This window comes from Arthrobacter sp. UYEF20, from assembly GCF_040546335.1.
Lineage (GTDB): Bacteria > Actinomycetota > Actinomycetes > Actinomycetales > Micrococcaceae > Arthrobacter.
Genome location: NZ_JBEPNP010000001.1, coordinates 335,464 through 361,581, shown reverse-complemented (window position 1 = coordinate 361,581; position 26,118 = coordinate 335,464). Strand labels below are relative to the sequence as shown.

23 protein-coding genes are annotated in these 26,118 nt (G+C 68.1%); 3 read left to right on the top strand and 20 right to left on the bottom strand.

Going from position 1 to position 26,118, the window contains the following annotated elements:
• Nucleotides 1-216: 216 nt before the first annotated feature.
• Nucleotides 217-840, bottom strand: coding sequence for an FMN reductase (locus ABIB26_RS01725; protein WP_354238986.1), 624 nt, complete (start codon nt 838-840; stop codon nt 217-219).
• 136 nt (nt 841-976) lie between these two features.
• Here ABIB26_RS01725 and ABIB26_RS01720 point away from each other — a divergent pair, with 136 nt between their 5' ends.
• Nucleotides 977-1,399: a DUF1801 domain-containing protein gene (locus ABIB26_RS01720; protein ID WP_354238984.1), complete on the top strand. Its 423-nt coding sequence runs from the start codon at nt 977-979 to the stop codon at nt 1,397-1,399.
• Nucleotides 1,400-1,501: 102 nt separating this feature from the next.
• On the opposite strand, the gene rplI is transcribed toward ABIB26_RS01720, so the two are convergent.
• The 4 genes from rplI to rpsF all read right to left on the bottom strand — a co-directional run bounded on the left by rplI (nt 1,502) and on the right by rpsF (nt 3,275).
• Nucleotides 1,502-1,954, bottom strand: a complete 453-nt coding sequence (rplI, locus tag ABIB26_RS01715) for a 50S ribosomal protein L9 (protein WP_354238982.1) — start codon at nt 1,952-1,954, stop codon at nt 1,502-1,504.
• Between the two features lie 17 nt (nt 1,955-1,971).
• Nucleotides 1,972-2,211, bottom strand: a complete 240-nt coding sequence (gene rpsR, locus ABIB26_RS01710; protein ID WP_003800144.1) for a 30S ribosomal protein S18 — start codon at nt 2,209-2,211, stop codon at nt 1,972-1,974.
• Between the two features lie 126 nt (nt 2,212-2,337).
• Nucleotides 2,338-2,913, bottom strand: coding sequence for a single-stranded DNA-binding protein (locus ABIB26_RS01705; RefSeq protein WP_354238980.1), 576 nt, complete (start codon nt 2,911-2,913; stop codon nt 2,338-2,340).
• 56 nt (nt 2,914-2,969) lie between these two features.
• The gene (rpsF, locus tag ABIB26_RS01700) at nt 2,970-3,275 is read right to left on the bottom strand and encodes a 30S ribosomal protein S6 (RefSeq protein WP_232084085.1); all 306 of its coding nucleotides are present in this window, start codon (nt 3,273-3,275) and stop codon (nt 2,970-2,972) included.
• Between the two features lie 307 nt (nt 3,276-3,582).
• On the opposite strand from rpsF, the gene ABIB26_RS01695 reads away from it, so the two are divergent.
• Nucleotides 3,583-4,266: a DUF1345 domain-containing protein gene (locus tag ABIB26_RS01695; RefSeq protein ID WP_354238978.1), complete on the top strand. Its 684-nt coding sequence runs from the start codon at nt 3,583-3,585 to the stop codon at nt 4,264-4,266.
• 63 nt (nt 4,267-4,329) lie between these two features.
• On the opposite strand, the gene ABIB26_RS01690 is transcribed toward ABIB26_RS01695, so the two are convergent.
• The 15 genes from ABIB26_RS01690 to ABIB26_RS01620 all read right to left on the bottom strand — a co-directional run bounded on the left by ABIB26_RS01690 (nt 4,330) and on the right by ABIB26_RS01620 (nt 24,492).
• Complete coding sequence (locus ABIB26_RS01690) at nt 4,330-5,643, bottom strand: M18 family aminopeptidase (protein WP_354238976.1); 1,314 nt, start codon at nt 5,641-5,643, stop codon at nt 4,330-4,332.
• Nucleotides 5,644-5,657: 14 nt separating this feature from the next.
• Nucleotides 5,658-6,572, bottom strand: coding sequence for an intradiol ring-cleavage dioxygenase (locus tag ABIB26_RS01685; protein ID WP_354238974.1), 915 nt, complete (start codon nt 6,570-6,572; stop codon nt 5,658-5,660).
• Between the two features lie 256 nt (nt 6,573-6,828).
• Nucleotides 6,829-8,250: an amino acid permease gene (locus ABIB26_RS01680; RefSeq protein ID WP_354238972.1), complete on the bottom strand. Its 1,422-nt coding sequence runs from the start codon at nt 8,248-8,250 to the stop codon at nt 6,829-6,831.
• Nucleotides 8,251-8,496: 246 nt separating this feature from the next.
• Complete coding sequence (locus ABIB26_RS01675; RefSeq protein ID WP_354238970.1) at nt 8,497-9,213, bottom strand: response regulator; 717 nt, start codon at nt 9,211-9,213, stop codon at nt 8,497-8,499.
• Between the two features lie 14 nt (nt 9,214-9,227).
• Nucleotides 9,228-10,514, bottom strand: coding sequence for a sensor histidine kinase (locus tag ABIB26_RS01670; RefSeq protein WP_354238968.1), 1,287 nt, complete (start codon nt 10,512-10,514; stop codon nt 9,228-9,230).
• A 46-nt stretch (nt 10,515-10,560) separates the two neighbouring features.
• Nucleotides 10,561-11,469, bottom strand: a complete 909-nt coding sequence (locus tag ABIB26_RS01665) for an ABC transporter permease (protein WP_354238966.1) — start codon at nt 11,467-11,469, stop codon at nt 10,561-10,563.
• A 3-nt stretch (nt 11,470-11,472) separates the two neighbouring features.
• Nucleotides 11,473-12,417 (bottom strand): ABC transporter ATP-binding protein, encoded by a 945-nt coding sequence (locus tag ABIB26_RS01660; protein ID WP_354238965.1) that lies wholly within the window; start codon nt 12,415-12,417, stop codon nt 11,473-11,475.
• 199 nt (nt 12,418-12,616) lie between these two features.
• On the bottom strand, nt 12,617-14,113 hold the full coding sequence (locus tag ABIB26_RS01655) for a bifunctional phosphatase PAP2/diacylglycerol kinase family protein (RefSeq protein WP_354238963.1): 1,497 nt from the start codon (nt 14,111-14,113) through the stop codon (nt 12,617-12,619).
• Between the two features lie 16 nt (nt 14,114-14,129).
• On the bottom strand, nt 14,130-15,323 hold the full coding sequence (locus tag ABIB26_RS01650; protein WP_354238961.1) for an MFS transporter: 1,194 nt from the start codon (nt 15,321-15,323) through the stop codon (nt 14,130-14,132).
• Nucleotides 15,324-15,619: 296 nt separating this feature from the next.
• Nucleotides 15,620-17,302: an ABC-F family ATP-binding cassette domain-containing protein gene (locus ABIB26_RS01645; protein WP_354238959.1), complete on the bottom strand. Its 1,683-nt coding sequence runs from the start codon at nt 17,300-17,302 to the stop codon at nt 15,620-15,622.
• A 48-nt stretch (nt 17,303-17,350) separates the two neighbouring features.
• On the bottom strand, nt 17,351-18,793 hold the full coding sequence (locus tag ABIB26_RS01640) for an amidase (protein WP_354238957.1): 1,443 nt from the start codon (nt 18,791-18,793) through the stop codon (nt 17,351-17,353).
• Complete coding sequence (locus tag ABIB26_RS01635; RefSeq protein ID WP_354238955.1) at nt 18,790-20,052, bottom strand: M20 family metallo-hydrolase; 1,263 nt, start codon at nt 20,050-20,052, stop codon at nt 18,790-18,792. Before ABIB26_RS01635 ends, ABIB26_RS01640 begins: the two co-directional genes overlap by 4 nt.
• 45 nt (nt 20,053-20,097) lie before the next feature.
• Entirely contained in the window at nt 20,098-21,468 is a 1,371-nt protein-coding gene (locus ABIB26_RS01630; protein WP_354238953.1) for an MFS transporter, read from the bottom strand.
• Between the two features lie 379 nt (nt 21,469-21,847).
• Nucleotides 21,848-22,765 carry a LysR family transcriptional regulator gene (locus ABIB26_RS01625; protein ID WP_354238952.1) on the bottom strand — a complete coding sequence of 306 codons (918 nt, stop codon included), beginning with the start codon at nt 22,763-22,765 and terminating at the stop codon, nt 21,848-21,850.
• Nucleotides 22,766-22,800: 35 nt separating this feature from the next.
• Nucleotides 22,801-24,492 (bottom strand): PucR family transcriptional regulator, encoded by a 1,692-nt coding sequence (locus ABIB26_RS01620; protein WP_354238950.1) that lies wholly within the window; start codon nt 24,490-24,492, stop codon nt 22,801-22,803.
• 125 nt (nt 24,493-24,617) lie between these two features.
• Here ABIB26_RS01620 and ABIB26_RS01615 point away from each other — a divergent pair, with 125 nt between their 5' ends.
• Nucleotides 24,618-26,105, top strand: coding sequence for a CoA-acylating methylmalonate-semialdehyde dehydrogenase (locus ABIB26_RS01615; protein ID WP_354238948.1), 1,488 nt, complete (start codon nt 24,618-24,620; stop codon nt 26,103-26,105).
• Nucleotides 26,106-26,118 lie beyond the last annotated feature (13 nt).

Genomic DNA, 26,118 nt, shown 5'->3' with positions numbered 1-26,118 from the left:
TTCTGCCGCTAGAAGTCGAACAGCTCCCCGAGCCAGCCTTCCTTCTTCTTGGCGCGGCGGCCGTCATATTGGGGCTGATCGTAACGGGGCCGGTCCCGGCGGTCGTCGTAGCGGCGGTCGTCCCGGCGCGGGTCGACATTGTAGAGCGGCGGCGGAACATGCCCGGGCCAAGCCGTTAGGGCCGGGGCCGGCGGGCCGCTCGGCGCCCCCGGGCTACTATCCGCGGGAAATCCCCGCGAGCAGCTGTTCGAAGGGCAGCGACTCCAGCGCCGCCGGCTTCTGCTGCGGCTGGGTGCCCTGAAGCAGACGGGCGAACTCGGCCGCTGCGCGGTCGGTCCGCGCGGAGAGGGGCGAGCCGCCGTCGTCGTTGGTTCCCCAATCCTGGGGACCCGCGAAGACCGCGGTGGCGGCAACCCGGGTGCGCAGGTAGGTGAACAGCGGCCGCATGGCGAAGTCCAGGACCATCTGGTGCCGGTCCGTGCCGGCGGTGGCACCCAGCAGGACAGCCTTGCCCTCCAGCGACTTCGGGTCCAGCACGTCGATGAACGACTTGAACAGACCGCTGTAGGACGCACTGAAGACGGGGCTGACGGCAATGATGCCATCAGAGCCCTCGACGCCGGCGATCACCTCGGCCAGCCGCGGGGCCGCGTAGCCGGTCACGAAGTTGTTGGCGATGTCCACGGCGAGGTCCCGCAGTTCCACGACGTCCACAGTCACGGCGTAGCCTGAGGCCGCGAGCTGCCGTTCAGCCGAGGCTGCCAGCTGGTCCGCCAGCAGACGGCTCGATGAGGGGACGCCGAGTCCGGCGGAGAGAACGGTGATGCGGCGGGTTTCCACAGGGTGCTCCTTGGGTGAGATTGGTCTGTCAGACCGTACTGCATGCGTTTGCATCTACCTTTAGAAGCAGCAGGCCGCGCCGTTTATTCCCCATCGAGTGGCTGACAGGGACGCGGCCGTCTGGCACACTGCCCACATGACTGAAAACAAGACTCAGGCCACCGGGGCCTCCGTGGAGGACTTCCTGGCCGCCGTGGAGCATCCGGTCCGCCGCCAGGACGGATACCGGCTCCTGGACCTCATGACCGGGGCCACGGGCCAGCAGGCGCAGATGTGGGGGCCGACCATAGTGGGGTTCGGCCGGTACCACTACAGGTACGAAAGCGGCCGGGAGGGGGACGCGCCGGCGGTCGGCTTCTCCACCCGGAAGGCAAGCCTCTCGCTCTACGGCCTCACATACGGCCCGGACTCCGCCCAACTGCTGGGCAGGCTTGGCAAGCACAGGACCGGCGCGGGCTGCCTGTACGTCAACAAGCTCGACGACGTCGACGAGGCCGTGCTGACCGAGCTGGTCCGCGTCGGCTACGGGCACGTGACCACCCTGTTGCACCAGGGCTGACCCCGCGTTGGAGTTAACGGCAGAAGGCCCCCGTTTCCGGTTCCTAGAGGAATCCGAAGGCGGGGGCCTTCCAACAGTTCAGGACTGCATAGCCGGTAAGGGCTACTTGCCTGCCACTACGTCGAGTTCGATCACAGCGGCAACGTCGGCGTGCAGACGGACGTTGGCCTGGTAGGAACCAACCGACTTGATGTGTGCCGGCAGTTCAACCTTGCGCTTGTCGATCTTGCCAAGGCCAGCGGCCTCAACAGCATCGGCTACGTCGCCCTGCTTGACGGTGCCGAACAGGCGTCCGGTCTCGCCAGCCTTGACGACGAGCTTGACCGGCTTGGCGGAGAGTGCAGCAGCCTGCTTCTGAGCGTCTTCCAGGGAAGCGTGCTCGCGGGCAGCGCGGGCAGTCTTGATGGACTCAACCTGCTTCTCGCCGCCCTTGGACCAGGTCAGGGCGAAGTTGCGGGGCAGCAGGTAGTTACGCGCGTAACCGTCCTTGACCTCGACAACATCGCCAGCAGCACCGAGACCGGTTACTTCGTGGGTCAGAATGAGCTTTGCCATGTTAGTTAATCCCTTCCTTAGCCGCGGCCAGCGCCGGAGTAAGGCAGCAGAGCAACTTCGCGGGCGTTCTTGATTGCCTGGGCGATCTTGCGCTGTTCCTGCACCGTGACGCCAGTGACGCGACGGGCGCGGATCTTTCCGCGGTCGGAAATGAACTTGCGCAGCAATGCTACGTCCTTGTAGTCGATGACAGTGATGTCAGCGGCCTTCAAGGGGTTGGACTTTGGTTTGGGCTTACGGAGTTCAGCCTTAGCCATCGTGGAGCTCCTATTCGATGGAGCCCGTGGATATTGATCCACGGGATGGTGGTGATCCGACGTCGGTCTGCACCCGTCCGCCTTGCGGCGTTCCGGCGGGTTCCGTCGTCGAACCTTAGATGTTGTTTAGAAGGGAGGTTCGGAATCCGGGCCGTTGCCCCAGGTTCCGCCCGCATTGCTGACACCGGGCGTGGCCCAGGGGTCATCCTGCTGCGCGGGCTGGTTGCCGCCCCAGGTTCCGCCGGAGTTGCCGCCCTGGCTTGCACCAGAGCCGCCACCGCTGTTGCCGCCGCCGAAGCCGCCCTGGGCACCGTTGCCGGCACCCCCACCGCCGGAGCGCTGGGTGCGGTTGACCTTGGCGTTGGCGTAGCGCAGGCTCGGGCCGATTTCGTCGACGTCAAGCTCGATGACGGTGCGCTTCTCGCCTTCTTTTGTTTCGTAGGAACGGCTCTTCAGGCGACCGGAAACGATCACGCGCATGCCCTTTGTCAGGGATTCGGCGACGTTTTCGGCTGCTTCGCGCCATACCGACGCGCGGAGGAACAGGGTTTCCCCGTCCTTCCACTCATTGGACTGGCGGTCGAAGGTGCGGGGCGTAGAAGCGATGGTGAAATTCGCTACTGCCGAACCTGACGGTGTGAACCTCAGTTCGGGGTCATTGGTGAGATTACCGATGACCGTAATAGTGGTTTCGCCTGCCATCTACTGCCTCCTTGTTCGTTCCTGCGGGGATGAAGAGTGAAAATCGGGAGCTGAAATTACTCAGCAACAACCTTCTGTACTTCGGGGCGGGTGATCTTGGTGCGCATGATGGTCTCATTGAGACTCAGCTGGCGGTCAAGTTCCTTGGCGGTAGCCGGCTCGGCGGTGAAGTTCACCACGGCGTAGATACCTTCAGACTTCTTCTGGATCTCGTAAGCCAGGCGACGACGGCCCCAGATGTCAACCTTTTCGATGGTTCCACCATCGTTGGTGATGACACTCAGGAACTTCTGAAGCGTTGGCTCAACGGTACGCTCTTCGACCTCGGGGTCGATGATTACCATCAATTCATAAGGACGCATATGTGAACCCACCTCCTTTGGGCTAAGCGGTTACGGCATTTCCGTAACAGGAGGTTCATTTGCGGTGCCATGTGCCTCGCAACACCCCCGGAACGGAGGCAGGTCGCAGCACAGACTTCAATAGCTTAGTGCATCCGGGCCAGATTTCGCGATTCCGTGTCCCCACCATAAGGCCGCGCAGCAGGCGGCGGAAGAGCGCCGGCGGCCATGTGGACAACCGCCCCGTTCGGGGAAGACGCAGACGGGGTGGACGCAGACGGGGTGGACGCAGGCGGGGTGGACGCCGCCGGCATGCCATGATCAGGGAATGAACACCGGATCCCCGTCCCGCGCCGCCCGCACCATCCGGCGCAGCCGGCTGCGCTTCGTCGTCATGCTGCTGGCCGGACTGCTTGCCGGGACGGCCGCCGGCCTGGCGGGGCGCTGGGTGCAGGCTCCGGCAATCGGCTGGAGCGCCGCCGCGCTGACGTACGTGGTCTGGGTCTGGCTGGTGGTCGGGCGGCTGGATCCCGCGGAGACACGGTCCCACGCCACGGCCGAGGATCCGTCCCGCGGCACCACCGACCTGCTGATCCTGGCCGCAAACGTCGCCAGCCTGGCGGCGGCGGCAGCCGTGGTGGTGGACTCCCACAACACTGCCGACACTCCGTCCCGGCTCGGCGGCGGACTGCTGGCCCTGGCCTCGGTGGCGTTGTCCTGGATGCTGGTCCAGACGCTATTCACGCTGCGCTACGCCCAGCTGTACTACCGCACGGGCCGGAAAGCCGGCTCCGAGGTGGGCGGCATCGACTTCAACCAGAGCCGGCCGCCGCAGTACACCGATTTCGCCTACCTGGCCACAAGCCTCGGCATGACCTACCAGGTCTCGGACACCGCCCTGCAGAACCATGGCATCAGGGCCGAGGCCCTCAAGCACAGCCTGCTGTCGTACGTTTTCGGGACAGTCATCCTGGCTGCCACCATCAACCTCGTGGTCGGTCTCGCCGCATAGTCCGGACGGAAGGCTTTGGGACCGGGGACCGTGGCCGGCTGGCCCGGCACCAGCCCGGAAGGCCTACGCCGCCGTGCGGAAGAACAGCTCCGTCACCCTCGCCAGCCGGTAGGGGTCTTCGACGCCGCAGAGCTCACGGGCGGAGTGCATCGAGAGCAGGGGCACGCCGACGTCGACCGTCCTGATCCCGAGCCGGGTGGCCGTCAGCGGGCCGATCGTGGAGCCGCAGGGCATCACGTTGTTGGAGACGAACTCCTGGTACGGGATGCCGGCGTCGGTGCAGAGCCGTGCCCAGAGGGCGGCGCCGGGGCCGTCCGTGGCGTAGCGCTGGTTGGCGTTGATCTTGAGCAGCGGGCCGCCGTTGAGGGCCGGCCGGTTCGCCGGATCGTGCCGCTCGGGGTAGTTGGGGTGCACGGCGTGCCCGGCGTCGGCCGAGACGCAGAACGACCTTGCCAGAGCCTGCCGCCGCTGGCTCGCCGAGGCGCCCAGCCCCTCGGAGATGCGCACCAGGACGTCCCCGAGGACAGGCCCGCACGCACCGGAACGGGAGGCGGAGCCGATTTCCTCGTGGTCGAAGGCGGCCAGGACGGCGATCGGTGTGCCTTCCGGCAGCGGACCCTTGGCGTGCGCGATCAGTGCCTCGAGGCCGGCATGCGTCGCGGAGAGGTTGTCCAGCCGGCCGGAGGCGAAGAACTCGCCCTTCGCCCCGAAGACGGCGGGCGCCTGCGTGTCCGCAATGACGACGTCGTAGCCGCCGATCTGCGCCGGATCGACGTTCTTGCCCTTTACGCGCCCGGCGAGCAGTGCCAGGAGGTCCCCGTCCGCGGGCTCGCCGAGGCCGTAAACGGGGTTCATGTGCTGCTGCTTGTCCAGGGCCAGGCCCTCGTTCACGGAGCGGTCCAGGTGGATGGCCAGCTGGGGGAAGCGCAGCAGCGGTCCGGTGGCGGTGAGGTGCTGGGTGCCGTCGAGCATCACGAGGCGTCCGGCAAGCTGCAGTTCGCGGTCCAGCCAGGAGTTGAGCAGGGGTCCGCCGTAGACCTCGACGCCGGCCTGCAGCCAGCCGAACTTGCCGGTGGTGGGTTTGGGCTTGAGTTTGAACGACGGCGAATCGGTGTGAGCGCCCAGGATGTTGAAGCCGGCGGTGGGGCCGGCCGTCCCAGGCACCACCCAGGCGATGAGGGCACCGTCCCGGACCATGTAATGCTTGCCGGTCTTGACTGCGGCGCCGTCCCAGGGCTGCAGTTCGTCCAGGGGGGTGAAGCCCGCCTCGTCCAGCCGGCGGGCGGCCTCGTGGACGGCATGGAAGCTGGAGGGCGAGGCGGTGACGTAGGCGCCGAGGTCCTGGATGTGGGCCGCGGCACTGGGGTGTGAAGGCATGGCACCGAGTCTAGCTATACCGTGACATTGAGTCCGGCCGTGTAGCCCGCGGACACCGAGCCGGCCATCGTGGCCAGCTGGTAGATGCCGCCGTCGTTGCCGAAGACGTTGTCCGATTTCAGCGTGGTGCGCGGGAAGTTCGCCGCGCTGGTCTCGTAGCCGGCGGAGGCATAGACGTCCCTGCAGGCCGCCTCGGTCAGCGCGATCTGCGAGACGGCGAGGACCTGCCCCGCCGCCGTCGCGTTGCTCATGGACTCGAAGACTTCAAAGTGGATGTGCGGCCAGCGGCCGCTGTAGGCGCCCGGGTAGACGGTCTTGAAAGTCACCTGGCCGTTCGCGTCGGCCTCCTGGACGCCGCGGAGATAATTCTCGTTCTTGAGGCCGGAATCGTACATGGAGTACCTGCCGTCCTTGTCGCAGTGCCAGGCGTAGACCGCGGCACCGGCCAGCGGCGTGCAGCCATTGGAGTTATCCAGCAGGGTGAGCGTGACGGTCAGGGGCACGCCGTCGGCCGTGGTGCTCGAGGCTCCGAAGCTGGAGGTGATGTCCTGGCGGACGACGCCGGAGGCCGACAGCGCGTTGGGGCCGTTGGAGCCGTCACCGGGGAACGGTCCGGCTGTTTCCTGCGGGATTTCGACGCCGCATTCGGCGATCGCCCGTGTCAGGGTGGGCGAGGCGGAGGCCGACGGCGCCGTGCTGGCTGTGCCGGCGCTGCCGGCGGCGGCCGGAGTCGGTGCCGGGGACGCCGACGTCGTGCTTCCGGATCCGGCAGACCCGCCCGGGGTGCAGGCCGCGAGGGCGGCGGCCGCCGTGCCGGCCCCGAGGAACATGCCCAGCGAGCGGCGGCTCAGCAGGGTGGAGAGGTCGAATTCCAGGCCGCGGTCGTGATCGGGGTGCGGCTCGTGCGGGGGCTGGGGCAGTGTGTCCATGGATCCATAGAACCCCGGCCCGCTATGCCGTGGCTAGGGCCTCGCTGTGAGGGCGCTGTGCCCGGTGCTTGAGGTGTCTGATGATCGAGGACCCCGCCACCGGACATGCCCTCCCCACGCGCCAAGGACCGGACATGTCCCCCGGTGCGCCCCGGACATGCCCTCCCCTGGCTGCGGGGAGTGGACATATTGGCGCTATGTCCATCCCTGGGCGCTAGGGCTGGGCATGTCCCGGGGGGGCGGTGGGGCCGGGCGCCTACGACCCCGTGCCGGCGCCGACGCCGGTTTCCTCTGCGGCCACTTCCTCGCCGGGGTGGACGGCGGACTTCCCGCCGGCCGGCCGGTATCGCCAGAGGCCAATCCCGACGACGACAGCCGCGAGGGCGAGCGAGAGCAGCAGCGACTCCCGGGTCGATTCCAGGATCACCATGCCGATCAGCAGGGCGACGATGCTTACGATGGCCACCCAGGTCAGGTGCGGGAAGAGCCACATCTTCAGCTGGAGGTCCTTGGCAGCGGCGCCCATCCGGCGGCGAAGGATCAGCTGCGAGCCGGCAATGACGAGCCAGACGAACAGTGCGATGGCGCCGGACGTGTTGACCAGAAAGAGGAACACAGTGTCCGGGGCGATGTAGTTCAGGCCTACGGTGATGAAGCCGACCACCGTGGAGGCCAGGACCGCGGCGGCCGGGACGCCGCGCTTGGAGATGCGCATCCAGGACTTGGGGGCGTCGCCGCGGCGGGAGAGCGAGAACAGCATGCGGCTGGCCGTGTACAGGCCGGAGTTCAGGCAGGACAGCACGGAGGTGAGAACCACGATGTCCATGATGGTGCCGGCACCGGGGATGCCGAAGAGCTCGATCACGGCGACATAGGGGCTCTTGGCCACGGAGGCGGAGTTCCAGGGCAGCAGGGTGACCACGATGGCGATGGAGCCGATGTAGAACACCAGGATGCGCCAGACGGTGGACTTCACGGCCTTCTTCACGGCATCGACCGGGTTCTCGGATTCACCGGCGGCAATGGTGGCGATTTCGGCGCCGAAGAAGGAGAACACCACCACCAGGATGCCCGCCAGGACAGCCCCCGGACCGTTGGGCAGGAACCCGCCGTTTTCGATCAGGTTGCTCAGTCCCGGGGCGGGGACACCGGGGACCAGGCCGAGGATCGCCGCGGCGCCGAAGAGCAGGAACAGCGCGATCGCGGCAATCTTGATGGAGGCGAACCAGAATTCGAACTCGCCATAGGACTTCACGGACCCCAGGTTGGTGAGCGTGAGCAGCACCATCAGGATGAGGGCCCAGACCCACTGGTCGATGCCCGGCACCCAGCGGTGCATGATGGCCGCCCCTGCCGTGGCCTCGATGCCGAGCACGATGATCCAGAACCAGGCATAAAGCCAGCCGATGCTGAAGCCCGCCCAGCGGCCCAGGGCCTTGTCCGCGTAGGTCGAGAAGGAGCCGGTTTCCGGGTTGGCCGCGGCCATTTCGCCGAGCATGCGCATGACAAGGATGACGACGAGGCCCGCCGCCGTGTAGGCAAGGAGGATGCCGGGACCGGCCTGCTGGATGGCGGCGCCGGAACCCACAAAGAGTCCGGCGCCGATCACGCCGGCGATGGCGATCATGGACAGATGCCTGGGTTTAAGGGATTTCGAGAGTTGCTGGTCAGCCTGCATTAAGCGACGTCCTTCGTGGGGGTGTCGGCCCGTGCCCCCTTGCCGGCGATGCCTGGCATGATGTGCGACGGACCACAGTGTCGCTTCACCCTAGACCGGGCCGTCCCCCGTCTGTTCTGTGCAATCCCACAGCTGACGCCGGGCCAGACCGGGCGGGACTCCAACATGGAGGCGCACCAGGCAATTAAAGTTGCCTCACAGGCAAATCCGGAATGTGCCTGAAACCACTGTTTCAGGCTCCTGGCGTCAGTAATCCGGGTTGCTCGGCACCACCAGGCCGGTTTCATAGGCGTAGACCACGGCCTGCACCCGGTCGCGGAGGTGGAGTTTAGTGAGGATCCGCCGCACATGCGTCTTGACCGTCGCCTCGGAGAGGAAGTAGCGGTGCGCGATCTCGGCGTTGGAGAGGCCCTCGGCCATCGCGCCGAGCATTTCGGTCTCGCGCGGGGTCAGGTCCTCCAGCAGCGGGTCCCTCGCCGGGCGCGCGACGGCGGCGGGAGCGGCCTGGTTGCCCGGGACCGGGCCGGCGCCCCGGACGTAGGTCTCGAGGAGCCGCTGGGTGATCCGCGGTGCCACCACGGCGTCGCCGCTGGCCACCACCCGGACGGCGCTGATCAGTTCGGCCGGGGCCACGTCCTTGAGCAGGAACGCAGAAGCCCCGGCCTGGAGGCCCGCGAAGGCGTACTCGTCCAGGTCGAAGGTGGTCAGGATGATGATTTTCGCGCAGGACCCGGACGCCGTGACGGCCCGCGTCGCCTCGATCCCGTCCAGCACCGGCATCCGCACGTCCATCAGCACGACGTCGGGGCTGAGCTCCCGGACCTGGCGCACCCCCTCGGCGCCGTCGGATGCCTCGCCCACGATGCACAGGTCATCCTCGCCCTCCAGGATCAGGCGGAAGCCCATCCGGAGGAGCGGCTGGTCATCGACCAGCAGGATGCGGATCGGTGCGGCTTCGCTCATCATTTTCCTTTGTGTCAATTCCCGTTGCCGCCGTTGCAGTCCAGGACGGCGTGCACGCGCCAGCCGCCGTCGAGGGTGCGCCCGGCCTCCACACTGCCCGCGTAGATGCGGGCCCGTTCCCGCATCCCGGCCAGGCCCTGTCCCGTGCCCACGAACCCGCCGGACTCCACGGTGCCTTTCCCGTCGTCGAGCACGTCAATGCTGACGGTGCCGCCGTCGCGCACAATATCCACCTCCACGCGTCCCAGCGAGCGGCCGTAGCGCAGCACATTGGTCAGCGATTCCTGCACAATCCGGTACACGGTCAGCTGGAACGCCGCGTCCTCCGGCAGCGACGGGCCGGTGTGGGTGTAGTGCAGCGGGAGGCCGGCGGTCCGGAATCCCTCCAGCAGCTTGGCCAGGTTGTCACCGGCCACGAGCGGTTCGCGCGGAGCCTTTCCCGCGGCCGAGTCGTCGCGCAACACCCCGAGCACGCGCCGCATGTCCGCCAGCGCGTGGCGCCCCGTGCGGGACAGTTCGCCGAGGACGTCGGCGGCCCGCTCCGGGTCCTTCCGGACCACGACGGCGGCCCCGTCCGAGAGACTGATCATGACCGTCAGCGAATGCGCCACCACGTCGTGCATTTCCCGGGCGATGCGGTTGCGCTCGTTGACGGAACCGAGCCGTGCGGTCCGCGCGGCCCAGGCGGCGATCTCGTGCTCGTGCTCGCGCCGCTGCCGGACCGAGATGCCGATTCCGGTCGCAATGACGTTGGACAGTGTGATGCTGACCCCGGCCGCGATGCTCATGACGAGCTGGAAGTTCTCCGGCGTGCTGCGGGCCGTGTCCGGGAGGCGGCCGTCCAGCGGGCCCACCGCCATGAAGAAGTACAGGAGCGCCAGCGGGGCCGTGGCCGCGGCCAGAGTGATGAAGGCGAAGCGACGGCTCCGGACGACGGCCACCGAGTACAGCGAGAACCACAGGCCGGCGGAGACGTTGGAGCCCCACGGGTGCAGCAGGGTGACCGCCACCTCCAGCACCGCCACCGCCACCACCACTGGCACCGGGTGGGCCCGCCGGAAGACCAGGGCCGCGGCCGTCGCCGCGAGAAGCACGGCGGCCGGCCAGACGCCGTCGGCCACGGATTCCACCGCGGTGGGCGTGACGAGGACCAGGTAGCACAGCACCACGACGGCGTCCATGATGCGGGGGTGCTGGAACAGGTAACGCCGGAGCCGGCCGCGCCGGCGGGCGGTGATTTCGGCGAAGGACGCGTCAGCCTGGCCGGCCGGCGCGTCCTTCACGGGTACTGCATCGGTCATGCTCTGAGCCTAGACGGTGCGCCTGACCGTGGGCCTGATGGCCGGCCTAGACGTCGCGTTTCTTCAGCAGAACCGCGGCGAGCACCACCGGGGTGACCACCCAGGCGCCCAGCACCAGGGCGGCCTGCCAGGCTTCGAGGGTGTCCGGGAGGTGCTCCACGGCGGTCAGCGGCTCCACGGTGTTGCCGGGGAGGTACTTCCGGGCCTCCACGAAGAAGTCGCTGGGGATCAGCTGGAACGCGATCGGGGCCACGAAGAACAGTCCCACCAGGCTCATGATGCCGCCGGCGGAGTTGCGGATGAGGGCACCGAGGGACAGGCCGATCGCGGCCACGGCTGCGATGTAGAGGCTGTTGACCAGCAGGAGCTTGACCGAATGGGAGCTGCCGAGGTCCAGCTTGAGGTCGTAGTTGCCCAGGATCGGCAGGGACACCAGGCCGGCCAGGAACACGGAGACGGCGGTCAGGACGAAGGCGGTCACCATGACCACGAGCAGCTTGGCGGCAAATGCGGGTGTCCGCCGTGGCACGGCCGCGAAGGTGGAGCGGGCCATGCCGGTGGTGAACTCCGAGCTCATCAGCAGCACGCCCAGCGAGCCCAGGATCAGCTGGGCGAAGGCGATGCCGGAGGTGGGGACTCCGATGGCGAGATCCCCGCCCTGGGCGGCGAACGCTGCGGCCGCCTGCGGGTCCGTCGATGCGGCCTGGGCGAACTGTCCGGTGCCCCACGCGGAGAGGGCGCCGAAGCCCACCACCACGAGGACGGTGGAGCCGAGCAGGATCAGGGTGGACAGCAGGGTGCGGAACTTGATGAATTCGGAGTTCAGTACCCGGAGGAAGGACGGGCCGGGACCGGTGCTGGTGCCGTTGCCGGACAGCTTGCCGGCCGGGGTGTCGCCGGTTCCGGCGTGGGCTCCGCGGCGCGCGGGAGTGGGTTCGAGGGTGGTTGAGCTCATGGCTTAGTTGCCTCCGGACGGGACGGGGGCGGGTGCGCCCGTGGTGATCAGCGAGTGGTATTCGACCTCATCCTTGGTCAGTTCCATGTAGGCCTCCTCGAGGCTGGCCTGGAGCGGGGTGAGTTCGTAGATGATGACGTGGCTTTCGAGCGCGGCCCGGGCGATCTGCCGCGGGTCAAGGCCCGTGACCTCCAGCAGTTCGGTTTCCTTCAGCTCCACGGAGATGCCGGTGCCGGCCAGCAGGTGCATCAGCTGCTCCGGCTGGTCGGTGCGGACCCGGGTGCGGCTCTGGCCCTTGCCGTTGATGATGTCCTGGATCGGGGCGTCGGCGATGATCCGGCCGCGGCCGATCACGATCAGGTGGTCGGCGGTGACGGCCATTTCGCTCATCAGGTGGCTGGAGAGGAACACGGTGCGGCCCTCCGAGGCCAGGTACCTGACCAGGTTCCGGACCCAGAGGACGCCTTCCGGGTCGAGGCCGTTGACGGGCTCGTCCAGGATGATGGTCTGCGGATCGCCGAGCAGCGCCGCGGCGATGCCGAGCCGCTGGCCCATGCCGAGCGAGAAGCCCTTGACCTTCTTCTTGGCGACGTCGGCCAGCCCAGTCATCTCGATGACTTCGTGCACGCGCTTCCTGGCGATGCTGTGCGTGGCGGCCATCGCGAGGAGGTGGTTGTAGGCCGAGCGGCTGGTGTGCACGGCTTTGGCGTCGAGCAATGCGCCGACATCGCGCAGCGGCGCGGCGTGACGGGCGAACGGGGCGCCGTTGACGGTGACGGTGCCCGACGTCGGCCGGTCCAGTCCCATGATCATGCGCATGGTGGTGGATTTACCGGCCCCGTTGGGGCCCAGGAAGCCGGTGACCCGGCCGGCTTCGACAGTGAAATTGACACCGGCGACGGCGGTCTTTTCGCCGTAAACCTTGGTCAGGCCTCGTGCTTCGATCATGGAAGCGTTCCTTTGGTAGCGGGGGTTGTCAGGACCGGGCGTTCATTCCAGGTCCGGGTGCACACCCCACGCTACCGACGAGGACACCGGATTTCGCCGGTCTCAGGGATGATTCAGAGTCCAATCAGGGTAGTCCGGGAGGATGACGGCAGCCTGCGGGAGAGGCGCTCAGGGGCGCGTCCCGCTTCGGGAGAGCAGCTCAGGGCGCGGGCGAGTAGTACGTCAGCGCGGCCGGCTGCACCGTGAATTCGACGGCACGGACGGCCGGCATGACTTCGCCGTCGACCGCCATTACCAAGTTCGTGTCCGCCGCTTCGACCCGGATCCGGCTGCTTTCGCTCAGATGCGTGATCCGGGACGAGGCCACGGTTCCCGTCAGCACCGCCCACAGCAGGCGCAGCCGCGCGAACGACTCGTCGGCGGTGATCATCCGCAGGTCGAAGACGCCGTCGTCCAGCACTGGCCGCACGATCGGGGCGTGGTCGCGGGGGTAGTACCGGCCGCGGCCGATGTAGAGGATCCAGAGCTTGTGCCGCACCCCGTTCACGATCAGCGTGGTCGGGGTCCCCGCGGCGAAGGTCCGGAACATGGCGACGACACCGGCGAGGGGCTTCCCCAGCGCCGGCTGCAGATGTTCCCGGCGGCGGACCAGGTTGGGGTAGAGCCCGATGCTGGCCGTGTTCAGCATGCTGAGCTGCAGCCGCTCTGGGCTGTCCGAAAGCCCGCGCTCCACGGCCACCTGGCCGACGTCGGCCGCTGCGGCCTCGCCCCGGGTGGCTGCTTTGACGGCGTCCTCCAGTGCCGGCGTACCGGCGTCCCGGGCAAAGTGATTAAGAGTTCCGCCAGGCAGTACCAGCAGCGGAAGGGAACGTTCGACGGCGACCGCGGCCGCCGTGCCGATCGTTCCGTCGCCGCCCCAGATGCCCAGCGCCACGATCCCGGGGCGGCTGGCCACCGCTGTGATTTCTGCGGCGACGTCCTCGTTCTGGCCGATTTCCTTTATGTACGCCTCCGGGAATACATTCTGGAGGGCGGCGGCGGTCTCCGTGGAATAGGAGCCCCCGAGCGTGTTCACGGCGATCCCGAGGCCACGCCCCTGGGGCAGTTCCGCGGCTTTCACCGGTGTGCGACGGGTCTCCGGGAAGGGTGGCCGGACCGGCCACCACTTCCTCGCGGCCAGGGCTGCTCCAGCGCCGATGGCCGAGCCGAAGAGGACATCCGATGGCCAGTGCGCTCCCGTGTGGACCCGGGAGTAAGCCACTCCGGCCGCGACGGGGGCCAGTGCGGCGCCGAGCGCCGGGCGGACCAGTCCCACACCGAGTGCGAAGGCCACGGCCGAGGCGGAGTGGCCCGAGGGCATGGAGGAACTGGTGGGCTGGGGGTGGACAAACCGGAACGCCGGAAGATGCTCGGGAAGCGGCCGGGCCCGCGGCAGCAGTGTCTTGAAACCCAGGTTGGTGATGCCGGACGCAACGCCCTGCGCCAGCAGGCCGTGGAGGGCGGCGCGCCGGGTCGTGCCGGGAAACAGTGCCATCACGGCGGCGATGCCGAACCACAGTTTTCCCTTGTTCGCCGCTGCGGAAAGCTGCCGGAAGACCTCGTCATGGCCGCCGCCCGGGAAGGCAGACACGGCCCTCACCAGTTTCCGGTCGAACCTCGCCAGCCGCCCCGGCGCTTTCCTCAGTGTGCTTCGCATCTGACCACCCTACTGCTCACCTGGCGCGCAGGGGCTTCGCGGCGCCGGCGAGCAGAAGTGCACCCAGAATCGGGATCCCGATCGCCAGCAGGGCCATCCTGATGCCGGTCACGTCGCCCAGGTAGCCCAGCAACGGAGGTCCGGCGAGGAAGGCGATGTAGCCCAGGGTGGACACCACCGAGACCCGGGCGGCGGCGTGCTTGGGATCATCCGCAGCCGCGGACATTCCGACCGGGAACGCGAGGGCCGCCCCGGTGCCCCACAGCGCGGCGCCGGCCGTGGCGAGCCAGATATCGCCGGCAAACACGAAGAGTCCCAGCCCCAGGGCCGCCGCGGCCATGCTGGCCCGGAGCACGGCCACCCGGCCGTATGCATCGATGGCCCGGCCGCCGAAGAAGCGCATGGCGGTCATGGCCAGGACAAACGCGGCAAACAGCAGGGCGCCGGTGGACTCGGTGGCGCCGAGCCCGTCCACGGCGGCCTTGGCGATCCAGTCGTTTCCCGCGCCTTCGGTGAGCGTGGCGCCGAGGACCACGACGCCGATCAGCAGGGTGCGGCCATCCCGCCAGGCACTCGCGGCCCGGGGCTTGGCTTCCCCGGCCAGCGGTTCGGCCGCCGGAACATGCTCGAGGAAGTACTTCGGCGCCAGCAGGGTTGCCGCCGCCACGACGGCAACGATCACCAGCAGGTGAGCCGGAAGCCCGACGCCGATGTTGGACAGCCCGGCGCCGATCAGGGCGCCGACGAAGGCGCCGCCACTGAAGGCGGCGTGGAACTGCGGCATGATCGTGCGGCCCAGCTTGTGCTCGACGTCGGCCCCTTCAATGTTCTGCGATACATCCCACAGCCCGATGCCGATGCCGAAGAAAAACAGCGAGATCGCGGTGCCCGGAACGGCTGCGGCAGCCAGGGACAGCGCGACACCCACGCCGGCGGCAGCAGCCAGGAGTCCGGCAGCGCGAACGGTGTTGGCCGTCCCGATCCTGCCGACCACGGCACCCGCCGTCGGCAGGGCGATCAGCGAACCGGCCGCCAGGCACAGCAGCAGCGTTCCCATCTGTCCGGACGTGATGTGCAGGATCTCGGTCACCGCCGGGATGCGGGCGGCCCAACTCGCGAACACGAGCCCGTTGATCCCAAAGATCAGGAACGTCGCCGCGGCCGCGGCCTTCAGCTGCGCCGTGCGGGCTGCGGCAGGGATCGAAGTCATGCCACCACTCTAGCGACGGGCCTCGCCCGTCCCGCGGGGGCGAATGGATCAGCTAAGCGCAGGACGGCACGGAGAGCAAGCGCCAGACATACAAGTGACTCAACGCTCCCTCACCTTCCGCGTCAAAACCCCCGACGCTCCCTCACCTCCCGTCCTGAAACACTGGACGCTCCCTCACGAGAGGTGAGGGAGGGTTCGGGGGATCCTCGCAGGACCTGAGGGAGGGTCCGGAAAAAACCTGCAGGACCTGAGGGAGGGTCCGGAAAAACCCGCAGGACCTGAGGGAGGGTGGTGTCCTACCGGGCGCGTTCGACGCGTTTTTCGTCCCAGACGGGTTCGGCGGACTCGTAGACCTTGCCGTCGGAGCCGAAGACCAGGAAGCGGTCGAAGGTCCGGGCGAACCAGCGGTCGTGCGTGACGGCGAGGACGGTGCCCTCGAAGTGGTCGATCGCCCGTTCCAGGGCCTCGGCGGAGTGCAGGTCCAGGTTGTCGGTGGGCTCGTCCAGCAGCAGCAGGGTGGCACCGGACAGCTGCAGCAGCAGGATCTGGAACCGCGCCTGCTGGCCGCCGGAGAGGGATTCGTACTTCTGCTCCGACTGCGCGGCCAGCCCATAGCCGTCCAGCGCCCCGGCCGCGGCTTCGCGGCCCATCCCGGAGCGGTGTTCGTCGCCCCGGTGCAGGATTTCCAGCAGGGTCTTGCCCAGCAGGTCGGGCCGGACGTGGGTCTGGGCGAAGAAGCCGGGCCGGATCCGGGCGCCGAGTTTCACGGTGCCCTCGTGCGGCACCTCCGCGATCTCGACGTCGGACACCGGCAGGTGTTCGCGTTCCGGGTCGGTGCCGCCGGTGGCGAGCAGGCGCAGGAAGTGGCTCTTCCCGGATCCGTTGGAGCCCAGGACGCCGACGCGGTCGCCGAACCACACCTCGGTGGAGAACGGCCGCATGAGCCCGGTCAGTTCCAGCTTTTCGGCCACGATGGCGCGTTTGGCGGTCCGGCCGCCCTTGAGCCGCATGTGCACGTTCTGCTCGATCGGCAGGGCCTCGGGCGGCCCGGCTTCCAGGAACTTCGCCAGCCGGGTCTGCGCGGCGTGGTAGCGGTTGGCCATGTCTGAGCGGAACGCGGCCTTGTTCTTGTACATGTTGACGAGTTCCTTGAGCTTCACGTGCTCCTCGTCCCAGCGCTTGCGGAGCTCCTCGAACCGGGCATTCCGGTCCGCGCGGGCCTCCACGTAGGAGCCGAAGCCGCCGCCGTGGACCCAGGCACCGGCGCCGTTGATGCCCGGTTCCAGGGTGACGATCCGGCCGGCGGCGTTGTTCAGGAGTTCCCGGTCGTGGCTGATGAAGAACACGGTCTTCTTCGACTCGTTGAGCTTGGCCTCGAGCCAGCGCTTGCCCGGGACGTCGAGGTAGTTGTCCGGTTCGTCGAGGAGCAGCAGTTCGTCCGGGCCGGCGAAGAGCGCCTCGAGCACCAGCCGCTTCTGCTCACCGCCGGAGAGGCTCGACGCCGGGCGGTGCTGCGCGCGGTCAAACGGCAGGCCCAGCGCGGCCATGCAGACCTCGTCCCAGACGGTCTCGACGTCGTAGCCGCCGGCGTCGCCCCAGTCCACGATCGCCTGGGCGTAGGCCATCTGGGTGGGCTCGTCGTCGTGCTCCATCATGGCCAGCTCGGCCTCATCCACGGCGCGGGCGGCGGCCGCCAGGGCCGGCGGCGCGGCCGAGACCAGCAGGTCACGGACCGTGGAATCATCCCGGACCTGGCCGACGAACTGGCGCATGATGCCCATGTTTCCGGAGCGGCCGATCACACCTTCGTCCGGGACGAGGTCGCCGGAGATGATCCGGAACAGCGTCGTCTTGCCGGTTCCATTGGGCCCGATCAGCGCCGTTTTGGTGCCGTCCGGGACCTTGAAGGTCACGCCGTTGAGCAGCTGGGTGCCGTCGGACAGGAAGTAATCGATGCTGGAAACGTCAATATGAGCCACGTTTCCATCCTCCCACGCGGACGGACGTGCCGGCCGGGGGCCGGGCGGCTAGCTGTTCACCAGGAGGGCCGGACGGCGCCCTGCCCAGGGCCGCACCGCCTCCACGGCGGCGCCCACGGTGAAGACTGCGGCGTCATCGAAGGGATGGCCCACGATCTGCACGCCCGTGGGAATGCCGCAGCCGGCCATGCCGCTCGGCACGGCAAGGACGGGGCAGCGGTTGGTGATGTTGAAGGGTGCCGTCATGTGCCCCTGCCAGTAGTGGTCGAGCCGCACGCCACCCGCTGCGTCGATACCGTCGAGGTACATGCCGTCCGCATCCAGCGCGGCGACGGCCGAAGCGGGGCAGATCAGGGCGTCGAAGCCGGACATCGCCGCGGCAAGCTCGGCCTGGATGCGGGTTTCCGCCCGGATGCCATCGATGAAGCGGTTCTCCGCGGCGGCTTTCCGCGCGTCCGCCATGAACCGCCGAGTGTAGGGGGCCAGCAGCTCTGGAGACTCTGCGGTCTCGTCCTCCATGGCCGGACCCAAGAGGTAGCCGAAATGGGTGAACATCGTCCGGCCGATGTGCTCGGTGGTCCAGGGCAGCTCGATCTCCTCCACCACGGCTCCGGCGTCACGCAGCGCTTCTGCCACGGCGCGCGTATTGGCCTCGATGTCGGCGGCGACGGGATAGTTCCCCAGCCTGATGCACAGCGCGATCCGCAGCCCGGCCACTGACGAGGCGGCGTCGGCTGCCGGCGGGACGGACAGCGCCGGACTCCCGGCGAGGGAGGTGTGGTCGCCTGGATGACGGCCCGCCATGATGTTCGCCAGCAGGGCCGCGTCCGCCACCGTCCGTGCCATCGGGCCGTCGCTGCGGTAGTGGTCCGCGGAGAGCGGGGCCAGGCCGGGAATCCTTCCGTAGGGTGCCTTATAGCCGACGGTCCCGGTGAACGACGCCGGCAGGCGGGTCGAACCGGCGATGTCGGAGGCGGTGGCGAGCGGCGCCAGCCCGGCGGCCAGTGCCGCCCCGGAACCGCCGGAGGAGCCGCCCGGGGAATACTGCCGGTCCCAGGGGTTGCGCGTGACCCCCCACAGAGGACTGTGGGTGACGGTTGCACAGCTGTATTCGGGCGTGGTGGTCCGTGCGTGGATGATTCCGCCGGCGCGCCGGATGCGGTCGACGACGGGATGGTCCGCCTGGGCCAGCTCCCCCTTGCGGGCCACGAGTCCCTGCGAAAGGGTGCGTCCCTTGAGCCCGTGCTTTTCCTTTGCGGCTACCGGAAGTCCCAGCAGGGGTGACAGGTCCCGGCCACGGGCATACCTGGCAGCTGCCTGCCGGGCAGCAGGCAGCGCCTCTTCGAACAGGGTTTCCGTCAGGGCGTTGATGCCCCCGTTGACGTCCTCGGTCCGGGCGATCACTGCGTCCATGAGCTCCACGGGCGAGAGTTCCCGGGAGCGGAAGAGCTGCAGCGCAGTGGCTGCGTCGAGGTAGTGCAGCTCGGTCATGCCGCGGCCGCCGGCCGGGAGGAGGCTTCGGCCAGGGCACCGGCAACCAGCTCCCGGGCCACACCGGTGAGCATGTCCACGCCGGCAACCATGTCGGCGTCGGTGCTGAATTCGCGTTCGCAGTGCGAGACGCCGTCCACGCTGGGGATGAAGAGCATGACGGACGGCGCCACGGTGTTCATGGCAACGGAATCGTGGCCGGCCATGGTCTGGATCCGACGCGAGGAAAGCCCCAGGTCAGCCGCCGCTTTGTCCGCGAGTTCCAGGCCGGCTTCGGGGAAGCGGCGGACGGGCCGGATGTCGAAGTCCTTGATGTTGACCTTGATGTCGTGCTCGCGCGCCAGCACGTCGATGTCCCCGATGAGTTTTGCGCGGGCCGCCTTGACGATGTCCGGATCGCCGGAGCGCAGGTCCGCGACGAGGTGAACCCTTCGGGCCACCACAATGGGTGAGTTCGGCTCCAAGGTCAGTTGCCCCACGGAGGAGACGAGGGCTTCGTCGGCGAAATCCTTCGTAACGTCGTGGACCATGAGGATGATCTTGGACGCTGCAACCAGGGCGTCGTGCCGGTCGGCCATGGCCGTCGCTCCCGTGTGCGACTGTTCGCCCAGCACCTCGATGTCCAGCTTCTGGGTGTACCAGCTGCTGTCCACCAGGCCGATCGAGATCCCTTCGCGTTCCAGGATCCGGCCCTGCTCGATGTGGATCTCCGCGTAGCCGGCGGCCTCGGGGCCCTCACACGTGCCGAGGTACCCGATGCCGTCCAGCGCCTCACGGACCGTGATGCCGTGCAGGTCCGTTACCTCCAGCATCTTTTCGCGCGGGAGGAGTCCCGCAAACACCGAACTTCCCATGATGCTCGGGGCGAACCGGCCGCCCTCCTCGTTGAACCAGTTCACCACCGCCAGGTTGAAGCGCGGCGCGGCCCCGCCCTCCGCAACCTCGGTGTCCAGCCGCCGGGCCGCGTGCAGGGCGGCAACCACACCGTAGGCGCCGTCGAACCGGCCGCCGAGCGGCTGGCTGTCCAGGTGGGATCCGATCAGCACATAGGGCGCCCCCGGCGTCCACTCCAGCAGCCCGAACATGTTGCCGATCCCGTCCACCCGGAGTTCCCATCCGGCGTCGCGCACCCACCCGGCGAACCAGTGGCGGGTCTGCGCGTCCTCCGGGGTTGCCGCCTGGCGGTCGACGCCGTTGTCGGGCGTGGCGCCGATGGTGGCCACGTGGTGGAAGTCTTCGAGGAAAGCTGCTGAGTTCATGGGAAGTCCTTTGTATGTTGCGGTGGAGAGGGTGGGGCGGCGGGCTTAGCCCATGCGGCCGCGCGTCTCGGGAACCTTGGTGAACAGCACCAGGAGGAGCACGACGGCGGCAGCCGCGGCCATGTAGAAGCCGGGCGCGTGGGGCACCCCGGTGCCGCCGACGAGGGCGGTGCCGATGAACGGTGCGGTGCCGCCGAAGAGGGCGTAGGCGCCGTTGTAGCTGATTGCCGCCGAGGTGAAGCGCGTCCGGGTGGTGAAGATTTCGACGAAGAACGTGTAGCAGCCGCCGCCGTAGATGCAGAGCGCCACCACGAAGAGGGACTGGCCCAGGAGGGCGAGGGGGAGGCTTCCGCTGGTCACCAGCATGAAGCTCGGCACCGAAAGCAGGGCCAGCGCGGCTGAACCCGCAATGAGCATTGGTTTGCGGCCGAATCGGTCGCCCAGCCGGCCGCCAAGGGGAAGCAGGACGGCGTAGAGGGCGAGGGCGGCGGCGTTGACCAGGAGGGACTGCTCACGGCTCAGGTGGCCCGTGGTCTGGACATAGGAGACGAAATAGGCCGAGAGGAAGTAGAAGCCCATGGCGGTGAGGCCCATGACGAAGATGACCTGGACCATACGGAGCCGGTTTTCGCGGAAGGCTTCGCGGACCGGGCTGAATTCCTTGGTCCGGGCAGCCTTGGCCTCATTGAACGCGTCGCTTTCCACCGTCCGGCTGCGGATCCAGACGCCGAACAGGGCGAGCGGGAGGGCCAGCAGGAACGGCAGGCGCCAGCCCCACGCCATGAAGGTTTCGTTGGACATGGACTGGCTCAGGATGAGGATCATCGAACCGGCAACCACCGAGGGCAGTGCGGTGGCGGCGATGGTGATGTTGAGCCAGAACCCGCGGCTTTTGACGGGGGCATGCTCGAAGACGAACGACGGCGCCCCCACGGATTCGCCGCCCGCCGAGAAGCCCTGGATGAGCCGGCAAAGGACCAGCAGCACGGGTGCCCAGGCACCGATCTGGCCGTAGGTCGGGAGCAGCCCCATCAGCGCGGTCGCACCGCCGATGGCGATGAGCGTGATGGTGAGGACCTTGCGCCGGCCGATCCGGTCGCCGAGTGCACCGAAGAACAGGCCGCCGATGGGACGCACGACGAAGGCGACGCCGAAGGTGGCGAAGGTGGCCAGCATCGCGGTGACGGGGTTGCTGCCCGGGAAGAACATCTGCGAGAAGATGACGGCGGTGAGGCCGTAGAGGGTGAAGTCGTAGAACTCGATGAACTGCCCGATGCTGCCGCCGGCCAGGACCCGCTTCTGCATTTTGGTGATGCGGGGGGTTCCGGACCGGGAAGCATCCTGGGCCAGGGTGGTCTGGGCCTGGGTGGTCGGGGAAGCGGACTCCGGTTGATCCTTGGTGCCGTTGATCGTCATGACAACCACGCTAGGGGCGCCGTGTTTCCGGTGTCCCCTGGTTCGTTACGGGCTTGGGAAATCAAATCTGCTGCTGTTGCCGCAGTGTTGCCGGCATGCCACTGACCGGACATGCTCCGGACACTTTGGCCGTGATTCGGAACCATTGAATCTCCTTTGATCAACATGGTTGTCGCGCTTCGGTATTCGGCCAAGGGCCGTCATTGCGCGGGATTTGCCGCTGGGCTCTCGCCGGCACCACCGCACTGCACCAACTGTGTGTGATCCGGTTCACATCTGTCCAATTGATTGTTTTGGACGAACCGATAGATTTCATCGATGCCAAATGCTCCGGATTTGCGGGCCCACACGTGCCGCCGGCCCAGCGGAGTCCCCGCAGCTAGTGCCGTTCGGCGCCGTAAAGGCGGATGCACGTCTCCTCAAAAGCGAGGGCCCTGCGGGTGGGTTGCACGCCCTCCGGCCGGACCAGCATCACCTCGATCGGCGGGAAGTCATCCGTCAGGGTCAGGGCCACCACCCTGCCGCCGGAATACGTCAGGTCGCTGTGCAGCCGCTGGTTCAGCACGGCGTAGCCGTGACCCTTCGCGACAAACGAGCGGACCGTTTCATACCCGGAAAAGCGGTGCCGGACGTTGGGCACCACTCCGGCGATTGCGTACAGCTGCTCGTAGTATTCCCGGCTGTGCGGGAGATCCAGCACCACCGAGGGTTCGCCGTCGAGATCCTTCAGCGCGATGCTCCGCCCGGGCCGTGACGCCGCAGGGTGTTCAGCATGGACCAGCACATGCGGCGGAACCCGTTCAAGCACGGTGTGGGTGAAGCCCCGGCCGAGGCCGAGGTCATACATCAGCGCCACATCACACTGCCCCTCGAGAAGGGCCGCTTGTAGGCTCGCAAGATCAGCTTCGAGGAAGGAGACCGCAACACCCGGATGCTGGACTTCGAAGGTCTGCAGGATCGCCGGCAGCCGGAACGGCGCCAAAGGGGAAAAGACGCCCACCTTGAGCTCGCCGACCAGGCTGGTCGCCAGCCCCCGCGCCGACTCATACAGCGAATCCGCGTGCTCCAGCAGCACCTTGATGTCCTGGGCAAGCTGCCGGCCGGAGGGTGTCAGCCGCAGGCCGCGCGTCCTGAGCCGGACAAACAGCTGGGTGGACAGACTTGCTTCAAGCTGGGCCATCGCGGTGGACAGGGTGGATTGGGTCACCAGCAACCGCTCGGCCGCCGCCGTCATGTTTTCGAGCTCGGCCACCACCGCGAAATACCGCAGCTGGGTCAGGGTAAAGGGCTTCGCCATTCGTCAATGCTCGCATTCTGCGCGGATCCGCGCGGTCAGAGGCCCCGGAGCCGGTGCAGGAGAAGGGCGACGTGCAGCGAGGTCCGGGATTCCGCGTCCTCGAGGTCCACGCCGAGGAGCTCTTCAAGGCGGGCCAGCCGTGCGTACAGCGTCGGCCGGCTGAGGTAGCCGGTGCGGGCCAGGGCCGCTTTGTTGCCGCCGGACTCGAGGTACTGGCCCAGCAGCTCCAGGTGCCCGCCGCCGTCCCGGGCGTCGGCTTGCAGGACACCCTCCAGTTCTGACTCCGCGAACTGCTGCACGCGCGGATCCTTGCGGAGCAGGGCCAGCAACCCCCGAAGCCGGACGTCGGTGGCCCGGTAGTACGGCTTCCGGTCGCCCCGCAGCGTCGCCGCGGTTTCGGCGACGTGGGAGGCTTCGTCAATGCCCGCCGCCGCCTCGAGCAGGGAACCCCTCAGGTGCCCGACGCCGATGCTCCAGGACGCCCCCGGCGACCCGCCGTGCAGGCCTCCGCCGGACACACCTCCGCCGGAGGGTGGGCCGGGTGGGATGTCGCTGCCCGCGAGGGCATCGGCGAGGCGCTGCAGGGTCGGATCCTCCAGTTGCTTCGCAGGAATGGCCAGGATCATGCCGACCGACCCGGACCGGATGCTCGCTGTCAGGGCACTGCCTGACACGGATTTGAGGACCCGGGCGAGCTGCTCCAGCAGTGCACGCTCCTCCTGTTGCCCGGCCAGTGGATCAGCGCCGGACGCCGCCTGCCGCGAGGGATCCGCGGCTGTTGCGCGGCTCCGGAACACGATCGGCAGGTAGTACGGCGCCCGCCTGAGTCCCAAGGCAGCGGCCCTGGCCTGCGCCTCGTCCTCTCCCAGACCCCGGGGCTGACGCAGGGCATTGAGGAGCCCGGCTTGCGCCTGGTGGCTCAGCTCGCGCCGGTCCCGTTCCGCCAGCCGGTTGATAGCCAGTGTCTGCGCGGCGCGTTCCAGCACCATGGCCGCCGCATCGTCGTCGTCAAGCGGCACCGGAACCACCAGCCGGCCCCAGAGGTTCCGCTGGACGCCGACCGGCGTCTGCAGCCAGGCCTCGGGCCCCGTGCGGCCCGTCTCGGACGGCGCAGGCGTGGTCCGCGATCGCCGCTCCCAGTCGTCCAGCAGTTCGGTGGTGGCCAGGTGCCGCGCCGAGTAGGCGAGCACGAGGTGCTGCAGGTCCTCCAGGACCACGGGCGCGCCGATCATCGTGGCCGCCTGCTCCACCACCTGCTGGGTTCCGGCGCTTTCCAGGCTCAGCACGGTGAAGGCCTCGTGGACGTCGCGGGCGCGCTCCACCCGTTCCAGCTGTTCGGCCACAATCATCCGGTGCACGATCTCCGTGATTTGGACGAACCGGACCCGGTGTTCCAGCACGATGACCGGCAGCGCGGAAGTCCGGGCCGCTGCCCGCAAGGCGTCCAGGCTGCGTTCCCGCCGGCCGACGAGTTCCACGACGAGGCCCGCCGCGCCTGCCTGCTCCAGCGAGCGGATGAACGACGCCGTGAGGCCGGGTTCCTTTTCCAGCTCCATGCCAGTGGTCAACACGAGTTCGCCACCCGAGAGCAGGCCTGTCAGGTCCAGGATTTCGCTCACGTGCACCCAGCGCACGGGCGTGTCCAGGGCGTCGGCGCCGCCCAGGATCTGCGGCGCGGCGTCGCGGAGCAGCGCGAGATCAAGGATGGCGCGAAGAGTTGGCAGCATTTACACAGTGTAAATGCTGATGCTGATTCTTTTACATACCGCCCCTTATGGCGCGGGAACCGGGCGGACAGACTGGGTCCAACGCATCAGCAACCAACCCGTTTCGGAAAAAATCAGGAGAAACTTTGAACACCATCGAGCACTGGATCAACGGCAGCTACGTCCCGGCAGGGGAGCGCACCGCCCCCGTGACCAACCCCGCCACGGGCAAGGTCACCGCACAGGTCGCCCTGGCCAGCGTCGAGGACAGCAACGCCGCCGTCGCCGCAGCCAAGGCCGCGTTCCCGGCCTGGCGCGACACCTCCCTCGCCCGCCGCACCCAGATCCTGTTCTCCTTCCGCGAGCTGCTGAACTCCCGCAAGGACGAGCTCGCCGCCATCATCACCTCGGAGCACGGCAAGGTTCTGGATGACGCCCTGGGCGAAGTCACCCGCGGCCAGGAAGTCGTGGAATTCGCCTGCGGCATCCCGCACCTCATCAAGGGCAGCTACACGGAAAACGCCTCCACCAAGGTGGACGTCCACTCCATCCGCCAGGCCCTCGGCCCGGTTGCCATCATCAGCCCGTTCAACTTCCCCGCCATGGTGCCGATGTGGTTCTTCCCGCTGGCCATCGCCGCCGGCAACACCGTGATCATCAAGCCGAGCGAGAAGGTCCCCACGGCCGCCAACTGGATGGCCGAGCTGTGGAAGGAAGCCGGCCTGCCCGACGGCGTCTTTAACGTCCTCCAGGGCGACAAGGTTGCCGTTGACACCCTGCTGACCCACCCGGATATCAAGGCCGTCTCGTTCGTGGGCTCCACGCCGATCGCCAAGTACGTCTACGAGACCGCCACCGCCAACGGCAAGCGCGTCCAGGCCCTCGGCGGCGCCAAGAACCACATGATCGTGCTGCCCGACGCCGATCTGGACCTTGCCGCCGACGCCGCCATCAACGCCGGCTTCGGTTCCGCCGGTGAGCGCTGCATGGCCATCTCCGCGCTGCTGGCCGTGGGCGACATCGCCGACGAGCTCGTGGCCAAGATCGCCGAGCGGGCCCGGGGGCTCCGGACCGGCGACGGCCTGCGCGGCTGCGACATGGGTCCGCTGGTCACCTCCCAGCACCGTGACAAGGTTGCCGGCTACGTCGACGCCGGTGAAGCGGCGGGTGCCACGCTCGTCGTCGACGGCCGCAACATCGCGCCCGACGCCGACGGTGACGGCTTCTTCGTGGGCCCCACCCTGTTCGACCACGTCACTCCGGACATGTCCATCTACCAGGATGAGATCTTCGGCCCGGTCCTGGCCGTGCTCCGCGTGGACAGCTATGACGAGGCGCTCGAGATGATCAACGCCAACCCCTACGGCAACGGCACCGCCATTTTCACGAACGACGGCGGTGCGGCCCGCCGCTTCGAGAACGAAGTGGAGGTGGGCATGGTGGGCATCAACGTCCCGGTGCCGGTCCCCATGGCCTACTACTCGTTCGGCGGCTGGAAGAACTCGCTGTTCGGGGATACCCACGCCCACGGCACCGAGGGCGTCGGTTTCTTCACCCGCGGCAAGGCGGTCACCTCCCGCTGGCTGGATCCCAGCCACGGCGGCATCAACCTTGGCTTCCCGCAGAACGCCTGAGCCACACGCACCC